Genomic DNA, 12,089 nt, shown 5'->3' with positions numbered 1-12,089 from the left:
CCTTTAATAAAATACAAACAAAAGGGAGCTGCTAACGATATGAGAACGAGAAAATTAGGTAATAGCGACCTGCAAGTGCCGGTTATGGGCCTTGGGTTAATGGGAATGTCGGGAACATATGGTGCAACCAATGACGAAGAATCCACCCGTACCATCCATCGCGCGTTAGAGCTAGGTGTGACATTATTGGATACGGCCAATATTTATGGAGACGGCCGTAATGAAGAACTTCTTGGAAAAGCATTAAAGGGACGGCGGGAGCAAGCCATCATTGCTTCCAAGTTTGGTTTCTTGCCCGATTACAGTGTAAGCGGGCACCCCGATCATGTAAAAAAATCAATCGATGATAGTCTCCGCCGTCTGGATGTCGACTATATTGACCTTTATTATCAGCATCGTGTAGACCCTAATGTCCCCATCGAAGAAACAGTGGGAGCGTTATCTGATTTGGTAACGGCGGGTAAAGTTCGTTATATTGGGTTATCGGAAGCCGGTGCTGAAACGATCAAACGCGCTCATGCCATTCATCCAATCTCCGCTTTGCAGACCGAATACTCCCTTTGGAGCCGGGATATCGAAGATGAAATCCTCCCGGTAGTTAAAGAATTAGGGATTACTCATGTTGCATACAGCCCGCTAAGCAGAGGGATTATCTCCGGGGAAATTCGCAGGTTTGAAGATCTTGCTGAAGACGATATTCGCAGATGGCTGCCACGCTACCAAGGAGAGAACTTCCAAAAGAATCTTGATATTTTGGAAGAAATCAAAAAAATCGCAGAGGAGAAAAGCGCCACTCCCTCTCAATTAGCTTTGGCATGGACAATGGCAAACGATGCCTTGCCGATTCCTGGAACGAAACGCAGCAACTATTTAGAGGAAAATGCAGCTGCCGTTGATATTACGCTAACACCCGAAGATTTGAAGCGAATCGAGGCAGTCAGTCCCAAGGATTCGGTACATGGAGAGCGCATGCAAAGCGAGCATATGAAACAAACGAACTTATAAAACGGATGCACCGGAACACAGGCAAAAAAATTATAAATGAAAATAAATCATTGATTGTCAGGGAGGATAAGCATAATGAAACAAGAACGGTCTTTAGAAGAAAGAATTCAATACCTAGAGGATATTGAAAGCATTAAAAAGCTTCAAGCAACATATGGACATTATGTAGATAAAGGGTGGAATGGCAAGGAAGTGAATTTTGAAAAGCTTCCTGCTCTTTTTACAGAAGACGCGGCTTGGAAATGTGCAGCAATGGGTGTGGATTCCAAAGGAATCGATAATATTATCGAAATGTTAAAAGCAGCGACTGCCGAAGGTGAGCTTGGCATGCACAGCTTTACTAACCCGATCATTAATGTCAGTGGAGATAAAGCGACAGGAAAATACTTATTATGGGTTGGTGTAAAAAATCATGATGGTACGAACCTCGTTTATCAAAGTGAGGATGTTGAATACCTGCGCACTGCTGAAGGATGGAAAATCTCTGCCATTAACCTTCACTTTGCCCAATTATTAAACTCATAACTCAATTATAGATAACTTCATTACAAGCCCTCCTGTATACTGCATGTCATTCAGTATACAGGAGGGCTTGTTCATTCACAAAAACCTAATCCACGAATTTTTTGACCGCGTAATACTTATACCCCAGATACATGCTTTATCAAGACTCCAGTAAGGCTCCCGCCAATCGCTGATAGTTAGCCAATAAGCAGAGCCGAGCTTGCTCCCCACTATCACACACATTTTGTACTCACGTTTCATTGGAATGCGATAAACTAAATTTATATTTGATTGAACCTAACCATCGCCCTGACTGAATCATCATCAATACGAGTAAAAGGACGCATGTACAAACAGAAAATATTTTTAATAGAAGGCCAAAAACCTTCATATAACAAGGTTTCCCCTGTTGTAACTCATAGGTTGCGCGGCAATGCGCATATAACTAGCTTTACTTTATAGGTGCCTGTTCACAATACTAGGAATCAAGAAAGGAAATGAACCATTCATGATACTAAGCGAACGATTGAAACAAGAACGAGAAAAAAGGAATTGGTCTCAAAATGATCTCGCAGAGAAGATCCATGTGAGTCGGCAATCCGTGTCGAAATGGGAAACAGGAAAAAATTATCCGAGCATTGAAGTGATCATTCAATTGAGTGACTTATTTCACATAACGATTGATGAATTATTAAGGAGTGACGAGGAATTGAAAGAAAAAATAATACGAGATAGTAAGCAATTGGCTTTTCCAAGGTGGAAGGTATTTTTTGATTGTGTGTTTTTACTTGGATCATTTTTGTTAGTGTCTAAACTCCTCGTTTTGGGTCTTAACAAATTTGTTGGCACAGACATTACATTACTAAAAGGGATGCCGGCTGTGTCGAATTTCCTGCCATTGGCCTTGATGCTAATCGGTGGTATTGGTTCAGATCATTTGAAGGATAAATATGTCCCCTGAATAAAGCCGTCTGCAAAGGGCTCTTGTTGAACAAGAGCCCTTTGCAGTTTACTAAGCGTGCGGCGGAGCTTTCGGGATCAGGAAGGTGTTACTCCATATTAACTTCGACCTCGAAATTCACCTTCAGGTCAGGGAAATATTCATCTCTCCAGTTTTTTAGTTCATTGTAAGAAATCAACTGTTGAAATTCCTGCCCGAATCCAAAGATGTCTGTATGGCTTTCCTGCATCCGTTTAAGTATGTGAAAAAAACGCTCTTCGATGATCCTTTCAAGTTCTTCCATGATTTTTTTATTTGTGACTCCATCATTTCTTTCTAAAACGTTAATTTTTATATTCAAGTTGCTGGACAATGACGGTTTATCATTGTTCAACGATGGTTTGAGTCGGATTGAGCTGTTTGAGACCATAATGCTGGCAAAGCCTAAGCTCTCGATTTTCCCTTTTTCATTTTTGTTTTGCAGCACTCGGATCAATTGGATTTCTTCCGGTTTTAGTCTATCCATTATTTCGCCTTTTTTCAGGATATCGGAGCCTTCAAAGATTAAAACCGTATTCCTTCCGGAACGGATGAGGGGGACGGCAATATCTTTAGTGGAAGAAAATAGGCTTCGATACACTTCCCACACAGGCGTACTAAAAATTTCTGGAGCCCAATCAGCCCCTTTATTGAAAAAATCATAGATGGAAGAAGCATGCACACCCAATTTATCGTTAATGCTTGATAAAACACCCTCAACATTTTCGTCCGTTATGGCCATTAACGATCTGGAGGGAATCTCTTCTGAACCCATTAAAAATTTCACAATATTCGTAAATTCCTTTTGATTATGCGCCAGATGGTTTTGGACGACAATCAATCTTATTTGGGTATAGTCAATGGCATTTTCGGAGTTTGTCCTGATTTTCCCAAGAGCACTTGTAATCGTTTCGCCTGTTCCTGTTACGACTTTTGATACTTGGCTTTCATTTTTAAGTACAGGTATTTGCAATGTCACTTTATACTCTCCGCCATTGGTCTTGGAAATGCCCAATACTAATGGAATGGTGCGCTTATTTATATCTTTAATATCCCAACAGCCGCAGAGAAGGATTACCGTTAAAAACACGACAATGAATTGAAATAGCCTATTGTTTTTCATGGCCCCTTACACCTCCATTCGACCAGAATCCATAAATAAATAGGGCTAATGGAATGATGATCATGAATAAAGCCTGTGCACCGGAGCTCCACAAAAAGTATTTTTCGAGCAAAGATTTGTTCGGAACGACTAGTGCGATTAACAGCGCGATGAAAGAAAATGCAATTATCCAATTTGAGGAATTCCATCTGTATATTTTTTGCATGATTGTTCCTATCAGCCAAAATAAAACGGAATTAGTCAGAATCACTAAGCCAACAAGCAATACACCAAAGAAAATGGCTTGCCGATTGAATGAAAACCAGCTAATATCGATGGAATCCATTGCTTCCAAGAAAGGGTTTTTCAGTGTAACGACCGTATCTTGCCCGAATATAAACAACGGGATATATACGATTGCCAAAAACAATACCGTTACAATCACCCACACTGCCAAAAGCTGGCGAAATATCAATTTTGTTTTGGAAGTTATGAATCCCAAAAAGATAAACGACGAGAATCCTAAAAGATAAAAAAATTTGATATCCAACAAGAACTTAGGCGGAAAATTCAAACCTGGGGTAACATTATGTATATTGAAATTTATAACAGAAGAGAAAATATTCAAAACCACCAATGGAATGACAAACAGGAAAATAAAAATTGCCGAACGTAAAATCGTTCCTAAACCTTTCAAAGCTGTATAAACCGATATGAAAAATAACAGAATCAATATTGCCCAATAGGGGGTCCGTGGCAAGAAAATCGAAATAATGACCTCCGTGTGGATACGAATGTTGAGCGAAGCCAATGCAATCAAGTTGATGGCAAATGGAGTCAGAAAAATGATTGCCGCCCATCTTCCCATTTTCAAAAATATATCGGTGACATTCTGTGCTGGAAAGTAATTCAACCCTTTCATGTAAATCCAAATCAAGATTAATTGCAGAAGGCCTTGGCATATGATTACTTCCCAATGAGCTGTTTTCGTTAACATATAAATGAGATTAGGATATACAACATAGCCAAAACTTAAATGTATGATAATGAAAACTGCTCCGATTTGTATCCGCTGCGTCACTTTATTTCTCCTTCTTTTTTAATACGGAACGTCATATAAGGAATATCGTCCGATGTTAAACTCGCCAAATATATTATGGTGAAAATAAAGCCAGTGCATACCCCAAGAATGCCGAAAAGCGATGCCAATATTAAAATGGGGTATTTCAGCAGTCGAATGTACAACGAGTTTTGCATGCCGATGACCGACGAACTCGCAATCACGACAGCAGTGATCACGATGACCAGCAAATTACTGACCAATTTGGCCTCCACCATTGCCTGTCCCAGTATGATACCGCCAACCATTGTAATTGCGGGACCGACGCTTTTGGGGAGCCTTACGATCGCTTCCAGTATTAGATCAACCAATACGACCATTGCAATGGTTTCCAGAAAGGCCGTTAAAGGAATGCCCTCCCTGCTCTTAGCGACAAACAATGCAAGATCCAGTTTGAATACCTCGGGATTGACTGATACCAAAGCAACATATAATGCGGGAAGGATCAACGTGGCCACAAGTCCGATCACTCTAAAGAATCGAAGCATGAATGACAGGATGAATGGGAAATTACGATCATTTATACTAAATAACATGTCCCAAAGGAGATTGGGGAAAACAAGCGCAAAGGGGCAATTATCTAAAAACAACACGATTTTATTCCTTTTTAATGCATGTATGGCCGAGATCGGCAGTTCAGTGGCAAAAAGATGACTGACAGGACTGAACCTGCGTTTGCCGAATTGCAAATTAAGCTCATCAATGGTTTCAATATCGTTTTTAATTCCTTTTAATTGCTGTTCGACTTTTTCAATAAGGGCATTCGGGGTCCTTCCTTCGATATAAAGCATTGACAGCTTGCGCTTTTCCAGCTCTCCGACCTGATAGGAACAATGGCAAAGACTGGTGGTCGTGAGCCTTTTCCTGATCATTCCGACGTTCGTATTGATATCATCACCAAAGGCATCTGTTGAAGATTGAATGGGACTTTCATTTTTAGGCTCGGAAACGCTGCTCCTTAGATTTTGGATGAATGGATTGACGACGGCATTCTGCTTGCCATCCAGTGAAACGATCACCAAGTTCCCTTCTAGAATGCCTTCAATCAGTTGTTCTGTATTAACGTTTATCCGGTTACTAAGGTTCATGAACAGCGCTTTTGCTGACCTGGAAGAATCCTCTATTTGCTGAATATATAACTTGGACTTAGGTAAATCGACCAGCGTTTTGAATCCCATCAGGAAAATGGTTGTTTTGTCCACTAGTTCTTCTTCAATGAAAAAGTCACCTTGATTGGAAAACGTGGTTTCAAGTTCTTTTACTATTTTATTCCTCATTTATTTTCCCCTTAACAAATAGTAATAAGAAAGATTATTTGCAAAAAGGATCGTTTTTATTCGGTAAACAGGGGCTCACTCAATGATAGGTATATTTTTTTGGTGAAAATATCGTATACAGATGTAAAACTTTTTGGTTTTATAAAAAAAGCTGCCCTTAATGGCAGATTTTAAACTGAAAACAGTCTCGATTAACATCGAGTTTGTCTGAATTCCCCTACATATGTGTTCCATTTGCTCGGTCCTGTAGACACGTATTTCCAAGGCGAAGTCACTCACCTTCCATGCCTATCCCCCTTCATTCCTCTGCCCCCCTACTGTTAGTTAGTTCCAAGGAATTCACCCTATCGTTTAGAGTGAGGAAATCAGCCTTTAAGGTTCAGTTTTTCTCTTAATCTGGATCAACAAAAAAAAGCCGCCCATTTGCAGCACTGAACTTCAACGATAATCGTATGCCTGATTACCATAAACAAGCAAATCAACATTTCGTAACCAAAAAAATGGAATTTACAGTGATCGATGTAAAGCATTATTTCTTATCCTTTTCAAGTAGCTCAATTATTCTATCAAGTTTTTGTTCCGCATTGCCGGACTTGCTTGTATGTCCAGTAACAAGGTTCCTAATAAAAAAATAAACGGCAGAAAATATTCCTGCTACCATAATAAATATGACGATTTGATAAATGATGTCGCCAGAATTAAAAATAAAAAACCACCCCTTTACATAATCAGCTTATTATACCACAATTTTCTTTTTTTATTACGTAGGAACAGGCGATCCTGCCACATGGAAGGATCGCCCGTATTGATTCGTATCTCTCATGAAACTCTAGTATGTCTTCAATGCTTCAATCATCATTTTCCAAAATCCTTCTGTGTCCAGTTCCAATCCATACTTGGCATTCACTTTTCTTCCCGTGATCCCATGCAGATCAATCGAAGTTGTTCCTGCCGTAAACTCACCTTTCGTTTCCACTGTAATATTCACTTCTTTAGTTGTAAACAATTCTGGTGCAACACAGTAAGCGACAGTTAGTACATCATGCACCGGGGCCCCGGAAAAATTGAACATTTCTTTATATGTCGAGGCAAAGAATTCTAGTAATTCCCCCACTATTCTGGCCACATCGTTATCAATTTCCTGCACTTGATCAATGACTTCCTTCGTGGCCAAGGCTTGATGTGTGATATCCAGTCCCATGACCACTAATGGAATGCCACTATCAAATACCTTTTTGGCCGCTTCCGGATCCGCCCAAATATTGAATTCTGCAGTCGGTGTCCAGTTTCCGAATGTCCCGCCGCCCATCAGGACGATTTCTTCAATATTGTCTTTAATTTCTGGTGCTTTCAATAAAGCTAAAGCAATATTTGTCAAAGGACCTGTCGGAAGGATAGTAACGGGATCATCTGCTCCTTTTATAAGCCGTATGATCGTATCGCAGCCATGTTCAGCACTCCAGCTCCGTGAGGGCTCAGGCAATTCAGGACCGTCCAGACCTGAATCCCCATGAATGCCTGGTGCCGTCTCGCGTATGCGAATGAATGGTTCACTTGCGCCTTTTGAAACCAGCACATCGTTTAAAGATACTAAATCACAAATCTTCAAAGCATTCCTTGTCGTTTTTTCGATTTCCGCATTCCCGGAAACCGTCGTAATTCCCAAAATGTCCAATGATGGTTGTGAAGCTGCCAAAATGATAGAAATCGCGTCATCATGCCCAGGATCACAATCCAAAATAATTTTTTTCGTTTTCATCCTACTCTCTCCTTACATGACGATTCCCATGATCGTTCCTGAAATTACGGAAGCCAATGTGGCACCAAGCAAAAGCTTTAAAGCGAATTTTGATACATGATTGCCCTGTTTTTCACTAATGGATTTAATTGAACCTGAAACAATGCCCACCGTTCCAAAATTGGCAAAGCTAACTAAATAAACAGATACAATGGCAATCGTCTTATCAGAAAGGTTTTTTGATATTTCACCAAAATTCAGCATCGCCACGAATTCATTTGTAACAAGCTTTGTAGCCATTATTCCGCCGGCTTCAACGGCTTCAGACCAAGGAATGCCCATCAAAAAAGCAACAGGTGCAAACAGATATCCGATAACCGTTTGGAAAGAAAAATGAAAAACATTTAAAAAGATTACATTGATCAATTCCATTAAGGCAATGAACCCCAATAACATGGCAGCAACCGTAATGACGATTTTAAAGCCATCCATTACACTGTCACCGACCATCTGGAAGAAGGGAACTCTTTGATTCTCTTCCAATTGGATCAAATCCTCATCGTCTTCCAAATCATATGGATTGATGATATTGGCAATGATAAGAGCACTGAATATATTCAGGACAACGGCGGTTACGACATATTTGGGTTCCAGCATCGTCATGTATGCTCCAACCATAGCCATGCTTACCGCACTCATTGCCGAGGTACAGATCGTGTATAGCCTTTTTGATGATAAATGCGGTATTTGTTTGATGATTGTTAAAAAAACTTCAGGCTGACCCAGGACAGCTGTGGACACCGCAAAATAGCTTTCCAATTTCCCCATTCCTGTTATTTTACTTAATACCAATCCTAAATATTTGATTAGGAATGGCAAAATTTTAATATAGTTCAATATTCCAATTAAAACCGACATGAATACCAGGGGCAATAGAGCAATAAAGAAGAAAGTCGTTTTCCCTTCATTCACCATACCGCCGAACACAAATTGAATCCCGGAATCAGCAACCGCCATCAGTTTTTCAAAAAAAACGCCTACATTGGTAATGGCAATCAGGCCAATGCTAGTATTCATCATCGTGTACACTAAAATGATTTGCACGGCCAACATGATGAAAATTCGTTTATATTTTATTTTTTTCCGGTTATTACTAAATGAAAAAGCGATGATAAAAACAAACAGGATCCCTGTTAGCAAGAATAAAAAATCCATTTGACCATCCCCTCCAGCGTGTTAACGCTTTCAACCTTGTATAAAAAACAACTTCCATAAGTCTAGTTGTTTGGTAGAACAACACGGTGAACTTATGGAAGTTGTGGCGATATTGCTTACACTCCCAGTTTATTATCACTCAACTTCTCATTGAATCTCACTGCTATCTGTGTTCCCACTTTAGCATTGTGCTTCACTAATTCGATATTGGCTTCAAGGCTCTTGCCGCCAGTTAATTCCTTGATTTTCCCTAACAGGAATGGTGTACTGTCCTTCCCGATAATATGGTTTTCTTCCGCTTCCCTGATAGCTTGATCGATGATTCCATTGATATAATCTTGATCCATGGCAAATTCTTCTGGAATTGGATTGGTAATCACTGCTCCGCCCTTCAGGTCTAGTTCCCATTTGGTCTTCAATGTCTCTGCTATGACATCTATCGAATCCGTCGAGAAGTTCAATGCATGCTCACTTTCCCTAGTGTAAAACGCTGGCAGGCATTCCGTTTCATAACCTATTACAGGAACTCCCTTTGTTTCAAGATATTCAAGAGTAAGGGCCAAGTCCAGGATTGATTTGGCACCCGCACATATTACAGCCACATCAGTTTGAGCTAATTCCTCAAGATCAGCTGAAATGTCCATGGTGGTTTCCGCGCCTTTATGAACCCCGCCGATACCGCCTGTCACAAAAACTTTGATGTCGGCTAACTCGGCACAGATCATGGTTGTAGCAACGGTTGTGGCGCCTAGCTGTTTGGTGGCGATGATTTGTGCTAAGTCACGTCTCGATACCTTGGCTACATTCGGGCTCTTCCCAAAAAGCTCGAGTTCTTCATCTGTTAATCCAATTTTGATTTTTCCGTCAATAATAGCGATTGTTGCCGGAACAGCACCGTTATCACGAACAATTTGCTCGACCTCCCGCGCCATCTTTACGTTTTGAGGATAAGGCATTCCATGGGAAATGATCGTGGACTCTAATGCGACTACTGCTTTGCCTGACGCCTTTGCCTGTTGCACTTCTGAAGACAGTTCAATATATTTTTTCATTTGAAAATTCCTCCATATCCAATTTAAATTGTTTTTCCGATAATTCTTGCCTAACTGTATATTTTGACATTATCGTTTTATGAGCATTGACCAATCCCGATTTAATGACATGATCAAAATCATTCTGTTGCAGCCAAGAGTATATGACACCTGAACAGAAAGAATCTCCCGCGCCTGTGACATCAGCCACTATCGGTGTCTCGATGGATGGGAAATGTTGTATTTCACCATTGGCAGCCCCGGTGACCACCCCATTTGATCCGTTAGTCACAATAACATTTTCCACTCCTAGCTCCAGCCACACCCTTACTGAATTTTCCCAATCATTCCTATCGTTGATTTTGACATTCAAATAAGTTTCTGTTTCATCTTTATTAACAATCAGCCAACTCACTGCATTCATTTTTCCAGGAAGCGCGCTCATTTTTTGAGATGAAACAGGGATGATGACTAAGGGAATATGGTGTTTTGCCGTGAATGAACCAAGAAATTCTATCGTCTCTCTTGGACAATTCAAGTCCACAACAATGCATTTGGCCATGAGAAGAAGCTCGATATTCTTTAAAAGCAAATCAGGTGTAATGTAATCAAAAATCTTCATATCGGCCAGGGCTAAAGATAGATCACCGTTTTTGTTGATAACCGCCGTATATGAACCGGTTGCTAAATCGGCGATTGTCATGACATGCTCCAAATTCATAAAAGGCGAGGATGACTGATAAATGTCCAACCAATCAGCATCATTTCCTCTTGCTGACAGCAATATGACTTCTTCCCCCAGGCGCCCTAAGTTTTCCGCAATATTCCTTGCTACTCCCCCAACCGTTCTAGAGGAACCTAAGACAGGATTGGAGGTTTTATTGACAATTTCATTTTGGGTATATAGTTTTTTATCAATATTTGCTCCCCCTATACAAATAATGGGGGACTTCTGTCTTCCCGCATTAGAAGTATTAATCAAAACACCACCCCCTTTTCAAACATTTGTTTTTTAATTAAACATATGTTTAGTATACGCTTACATTCTCACTTGTCAATAAATTTTTAAAATTTAGTTAAATGCATTTTTTCTGTTTTTTGTCCCAAACAAATGTTTATCGCTTAAAGTCGAAACGAAAATGCCCATGATAATGATCATGACACCCAATATTTGCAATAAAGTAACCGTTTCATCCAACAAGATGACCGAGATTAATATGGCAACAGGCAATTCGACTGCACTCAATATTGACGATTTGCTCAGTCCTATTTTAGGGATGGATATACTGAACAGATAAACGGGAAGTACCATTCCAAATAAGCCTAAAGCTAACCCATACATCCATAGCCCTTCACTGAAGAGCGTACCATCCCAGATGACTTGAGGTGACTGAAAGACAGCTGTTGTCAGGAAAGCGAAGAAGGCAACCAAAACTAACCGATTAGATGTTGCCATCGTTGATTTTGTTTTACCATTAAAAAATAGAAATAGAGAATAGCATAGGGCTGCTCCAAGTCCCCATAACCAGCCTTGAAGCGGCACCGTCGTTAGGTCGACATCCATTAAGCCAGCAGCCGGTATGGTTCCGACGAACAATAAAAACAGCGCCAAGCATTCAGCTCGTCCAGGAAATTGCCGTTTGGCGATACATGAAATCAGCATCCCTATCCACGTAAATTGAAATAAAAGAACAACAGCCAAAGAAGCAGGTAAATAATTCAAGGAAAGACCATATGAAATATTGGTCATCCCCGTCAAGATTCCTGTAGCGATGATATTTTTGATTCCGCTGCCATCCAATTTATTTCTTTGCGCTGCAAATATGCAAACTGCAAGCATAAAGCCCATGATAAATTGGCTTGTAACTGCTTCCGCAGCTGAAAAGCCATGGCGCATCGACAACTTTATGATGGTTGAAACCACACCGTAGCTGCATGCCCCAATGATTACAAACAGTGGATACAAATACATCTTGCTCACGGGATTCATCTCCTTTCATGTTGCACAACATATAAAAAAAAGAATTTTAAACAAAAGTTTATCATAAAGACAAATGTTTAGTAAATATGGAATCATTTATTTTTCCATAAAAAAAAACCTTGAATTTCTTGTTTTCA

Annotated in this window: 12 protein-coding genes; 3 read left to right on the top strand and 9 right to left on the bottom strand. The window is 40.2% G+C overall.

What is annotated here, in order from left to right; translation table 11 throughout:
* Positions 1 to 39 precede the first annotated feature (39 nt).
* The 3 genes from QNI08_RS16415 (at position 40) to QNI08_RS16405 (ending at position 2,470) form a co-directional block, all read left to right on the top strand.
* Positions 40 to 1,005, top strand: a complete 966-nt coding sequence (locus QNI08_RS16415; protein WP_285768468.1) for an aldo/keto reductase — start codon at positions 40 to 42, stop codon at positions 1,003 to 1,005.
* A gap of 75 nt (positions 1,006 to 1,080) precedes the next feature.
* Positions 1,081 to 1,530, top strand: coding sequence for a nuclear transport factor 2 family protein (locus tag QNI08_RS16410; protein ID WP_285768467.1), 450 nt, complete (start codon positions 1,081 to 1,083; stop codon positions 1,528 to 1,530).
* A gap of 487 nt (positions 1,531 to 2,017) precedes the next feature.
* Positions 2,018 to 2,470 carry a helix-turn-helix domain-containing protein gene (locus tag QNI08_RS16405; protein WP_285768466.1) on the top strand — a complete coding sequence of 151 codons (453 nt, stop codon included), beginning with the start codon at positions 2,018 to 2,020 and terminating at the stop codon, positions 2,468 to 2,470.
* Between the two features lie 88 nt (positions 2,471 to 2,558).
* On the opposite strand, the gene QNI08_RS16400 is transcribed toward QNI08_RS16405, so the two are convergent.
* The 9 genes from QNI08_RS16400 to QNI08_RS16360 form a co-directional block, all read right to left on the bottom strand.
* A complete protein-coding gene (locus tag QNI08_RS16400) occupies positions 2,559 to 3,611 on the bottom strand; it encodes a Ger(x)C family spore germination protein (RefSeq protein WP_285768465.1) in 1,053 nt (350 codons plus the stop codon).
* Positions 3,598 to 4,671 carry a GerAB/ArcD/ProY family transporter gene (locus QNI08_RS16395; protein WP_285768464.1) on the bottom strand — a complete coding sequence of 358 codons (1,074 nt, stop codon included), beginning with the start codon at positions 4,669 to 4,671 and terminating at the stop codon, positions 3,598 to 3,600. Before QNI08_RS16395 ends, QNI08_RS16400 begins: the two co-directional genes overlap by 14 nt.
* Positions 4,668 to 5,987 (bottom strand): spore germination protein, encoded by a 1,320-nt coding sequence (locus tag QNI08_RS16390; RefSeq protein ID WP_285768463.1) that lies wholly within the window; start codon positions 5,985 to 5,987, stop codon positions 4,668 to 4,670. Before QNI08_RS16390 ends, QNI08_RS16395 begins: the two co-directional genes overlap by 4 nt.
* A 529-nt stretch (positions 5,988 to 6,516) precedes the next feature.
* Positions 6,517 to 6,672, bottom strand: coding sequence for a DUF4083 family protein (locus QNI08_RS16385; protein WP_285768531.1), 156 nt, complete (start codon positions 6,670 to 6,672; stop codon positions 6,517 to 6,519).
* Positions 6,673 to 6,816: 144 nt separating this feature from the next.
* Entirely contained in the window at positions 6,817 to 7,746 is a 930-nt protein-coding gene (locus QNI08_RS16380; protein WP_285768462.1) for a nucleoside hydrolase, read from the bottom strand.
* Positions 7,747 to 7,758: 12 nt separating this feature from the next.
* Positions 7,759 to 8,940, bottom strand: coding sequence for a NupC/NupG family nucleoside CNT transporter (locus tag QNI08_RS16375; protein ID WP_285768461.1), 1,182 nt, complete (start codon positions 8,938 to 8,940; stop codon positions 7,759 to 7,761).
* Between the two features lie 116 nt (positions 8,941 to 9,056).
* Positions 9,057 to 9,992, bottom strand: coding sequence for a pseudouridine-5'-phosphate glycosidase (locus tag QNI08_RS16370; RefSeq protein ID WP_285768460.1), 936 nt, complete (start codon positions 9,990 to 9,992; stop codon positions 9,057 to 9,059).
* Positions 9,976 to 10,953: a carbohydrate kinase family protein gene (locus QNI08_RS16365; protein WP_285768459.1), complete on the bottom strand. Its 978-nt coding sequence runs from the start codon at positions 10,951 to 10,953 to the stop codon at positions 9,976 to 9,978. Before QNI08_RS16365 ends, QNI08_RS16370 begins: the two co-directional genes overlap by 17 nt.
* A 90-nt stretch (positions 10,954 to 11,043) precedes the next feature.
* A complete protein-coding gene (locus QNI08_RS16360; protein WP_285768530.1) occupies positions 11,044 to 11,943 on the bottom strand; it encodes an EamA family transporter in 900 nt (299 codons plus the stop codon).
* Positions 11,944 to 12,089: the final 146 nt, after the last annotated feature.

It is taken from the genome of Peribacillus folii, from assembly GCF_030271255.1.
In the GTDB taxonomy this organism is placed as follows: Bacteria; Bacillota; Bacilli; order Bacillales; family DSM-1321; genus Peribacillus.
The sequence above is the reverse complement of the archived record's forward strand: the minus strand, read 5'-3'. Positions and strand labels throughout refer to the sequence as shown.

What these genes read in the sequence shown, in the direction of transcription:
- QNI08_RS16405 (WP_285768466.1), top strand. Translation starts at nt 2,018, where the DNA reads ATGATACTAAGCGAACGATTGAAACAAGAACGAGAAAAAAGGAATTGG.
- QNI08_RS16375 (WP_285768461.1), bottom strand. Translation starts at nt 8,940, where the DNA reads ATGGATTTTTTATTCTTGCTAACAGGGATCCTGTTTGTTTTTATCATC.
- QNI08_RS16360 (WP_285768530.1), bottom strand. Translation starts at nt 11,943, where the DNA reads ATGTATTTGTATCCACTGTTTGTAATCATTGGGGCATGCAGCTACGGT.
- QNI08_RS16380 (WP_285768462.1), bottom strand. Translation starts at nt 7,746, where the DNA reads ATGAAAACGAAAAAAATTATTTTGGATTGTGATCCTGGGCATGATGAC.
- QNI08_RS16370 (WP_285768460.1), bottom strand. Translation starts at nt 9,992, where the DNA reads ATGAAAAAATATATTGAACTGTCTTCAGAAGTGCAACAGGCAAAGGCG.
- QNI08_RS16415 (WP_285768468.1), top strand. Translation starts at nt 40, where the DNA reads ATGAGAACGAGAAAATTAGGTAATAGCGACCTGCAAGTGCCGGTTATG.
- QNI08_RS16390 (WP_285768463.1), bottom strand. Translation starts at nt 5,987, where the DNA reads ATGAGGAATAAAATAGTAAAAGAACTTGAAACCACGTTTTCCAATCAA.
- QNI08_RS16410 (WP_285768467.1), top strand. Translation starts at nt 1,081, where the DNA reads ATGAAACAAGAACGGTCTTTAGAAGAAAGAATTCAATACCTAGAGGAT.
- QNI08_RS16400 (WP_285768465.1), bottom strand. Translation starts at nt 3,611, where the DNA reads ATGAAAAACAATAGGCTATTTCAATTCATTGTCGTGTTTTTAACGGTA.